This is a genomic window from Streptomyces sp. (genome assembly GCF_036566765.1).
GTDB lineage: Bacteria > Actinomycetota > Actinomycetes > Streptomycetales > Streptomycetaceae > Streptomyces.
The window spans coordinates 1-2,480 of the sequence record NZ_DATCVQ010000085.1 but is presented as its reverse complement, the minus strand read 5'-3'; the positions used below and the strand labels follow the sequence as shown (position 1 = coordinate 2,480).

At 68.9% G+C, this 2,480-nt stretch carries 2 protein-coding genes; both read right to left on the bottom strand.

Annotated elements, in window-relative coordinates; genetic code table 11:
- The coding region (locus tag VIU94_RS04790) for an ATP-grasp domain-containing protein (protein WP_331907867.1) at positions 1-905 on the bottom strand (905 nt) is incomplete at its 3' end.
- 478 nt (positions 906-1,383) lie between these two features.
- Complete coding sequence (locus VIU94_RS04785; RefSeq protein ID WP_331907865.1) at positions 1,384-2,349, bottom strand: hypothetical protein; 966 nt, start codon at positions 2,347-2,349, stop codon at positions 1,384-1,386.
- Between the last annotated feature and the right edge of the window lie 131 nt (positions 2,350-2,480).

The following is a 2,480-nucleotide window of genomic DNA, read 5'->3' as shown; positions in this document are numbered from 1 at the left end:
ATGGCGATCGCCTCGGCGATACCGAGCATGTCGGGCCGCCAGGTGGGATTGCAGTTCACCTCGCACACGGTGAAGGAACCGTCCGCTTCGAAGAGGAGATCGACGCCCGCGACCCCGAGGCCGATGACGTCCGCCGCTTCGACGGCCAGCGCCTCTGCGTCCGAAAACCGGCCGGTGCAGACCGTGTGGTTCCCACCTTGCGCCAAGTTGGAAACGAGACGGTCGTCACCGGCTGTGCGCACGGCGGCGGCCACGGCCAGGCGGTCGACCACGATGACGCGCAGGTCCCGGCCGTGGGAGTGGGCGACGTACCGCTGAAAGAGATAGGGGTGCCGGTCGTCCAGACTGCCCGCCACAGCTCGCAGCAACTTGTCGTCGGCGGCGAGGAAGACCCGTCGGCCACGGTGACCGCGCACGGCCTTGACCACGCACGGCTGCGGCACACCGATATCGAGTACGTCCTCCAAAGGTGCGTCGGTGTGGGTGCGGGTGTCGGGGACGGGGATGCCTGCGGCAGCGAGCTGTTGCAGGTGCCAGAACTTGTTCACCGACGCCAGGACCGCCTCGGCGGGGTTGATCAGCTGCGTGCCCATTGCGGCCAGGTGTCGCAGCAGGGTGACTTCTCTGTCAGGTGACAGTTGAGGCGTCGACAGGCGGGCGTAGGCCACAGCGGGTGCAGGGACAGGTCGCCCGCTGGTGTCGGCAAGTGTGAGCCGTCCGCCTTCCACGCCGAGTACCAGCTGACTGCTGTGGACAACCGCGGCCTGGTGCCCGAGCTCCGCGGCGAAGGAGGCGATGAGTGACGACGTGACCGGACCCGGGTTACGACCGGAAGCGCCGTCCGCACCCCGGCTGAGCCCAGGGCACAGCAGCAGCCAAGCACGTGCTCCGTTCACCGACGACATGCCCGTCCCCTCGCTCACCGGTGCCCTCTGCCTGCCGGTTACGGCAGATGATAGGGCGAGCGTCCGCCGCCTTCTGTCGCGGCGCGGGTCGTGTCAAAGCCGCGCGCGACGAGCGATCCGGCGCCCGGCCGGATGAGGCACTCCCCCTGTCTACAGGCCGGCTCGGCTCAGCCCACAGCGTGACCGAAGGCGCAGCCAAGGTGATTCGGGAGCGGGCGGCCGCTGCTACCGGAGCGTTGCCGTGACCAAGATCCGGGCCGTACACGGGCCAGATCGTCACCACGGAACACGGGTTCACGCATCCGCGGTCAGGACAGTCCTGAAGGGTCGTAGGCCACAGAAGCCCGCCCGGAAGAACCACACTCGACTCGGATCTCCGTCCCAGCACGCCCCGCAAACCCCCGGTGCGCGCAGGCCGGCTGCCCGCGGAGGAACTGCCGGCGGCCTTGACCCGCGGATGACAGCCGCGCCATGTCACTCAGGGGCAGCTTGAAGCCGGGTCGTCGTGAACGAGGGCGCAGATCATCTGCTCGCCGCGCCGGTGGTCCGGGTAGGTGGTGCGCAGTTCGGCCTTGAAGTCGTTCCACTGGCGAGTGGTCTCGGCGGTGGCCCCGGAAATGGCGTGGCTGAAGTTGTCGCCGGTTTTCGAGCGGCGGGATGCGGCGGTGTCCTTGTTCAGGTCGCGGTTGTGAGCGACACGGCCGGCGCAGTCGTCGGCCTTGACGCCGGTGGAGTCGAAGTCCGAGTAGCAACCGGTTGCGAGGTCCACGGGTATGCGGGCTCGTGCGTCCCGGGTCCAGTCGGCGTCCTCCATCGTGCTGTAGCGGCGGATGTCGAAGAAGGGAGCGACATCGGTACGTGCCAGTCCGGGAGGGTTGTCCAGGCCGACCGGACCCGGGGCCGCCCGGTCGGACCAGTTCGAGTGCGAGTAGAAGTCCTGTATCTGGTGCCAGCCGCGGCCGAGCTGTTCCAGGACGTCGCACTTGGCACGGTCGGGGGCCTCCTTCCACGTGCAGTGGGAGGACAGGTCGCTCTGGTCGGCCCGGACCTTGCCCTCTGCGTCGACGAGGCCGTCGGCAGCCCGGATCGCGTTGCGGAAGCGGGCGACGGAGGTACGGATACAGGCGAGGAGCTCGGTGGTGGCCTCGTCCCGGCTGCGGGGATAGTCCTGGACGTAGCGGGGGGCGAGGTAGTCGGCGTTGTCGCAGTGCAGTGGGCCGAGGAGGAAGTATCCGCCGTGGTCATTGGCGTTGATCGCGCCGTCGCGGGCATCCGCCATCTCGGTCAGCGTGGCCGGCTCCCACGGCAGGGCCGCCCGTGTGACGGTCTCGTGGTTGCCCCCGGTGAACGCGAGTGCGGCGTCGGACGGCGCAGCGGCCAGGGCGATCACGAAGACCGCCGCAGTGGTCGTTCGCGCCAGGCCAGGTCGTGGGCGGTATGGCATGCGACGCTCCAGTCGTACGGGAACCGAAGCTTCTCGGCGCCCCAGCAGTGGCTGTGCTTCCCGACGGAGACGGATGACTCTCAGGTAAGCCTAGCGAAGGAACGGAGCAGACGCCGGACGGGACATCGGGC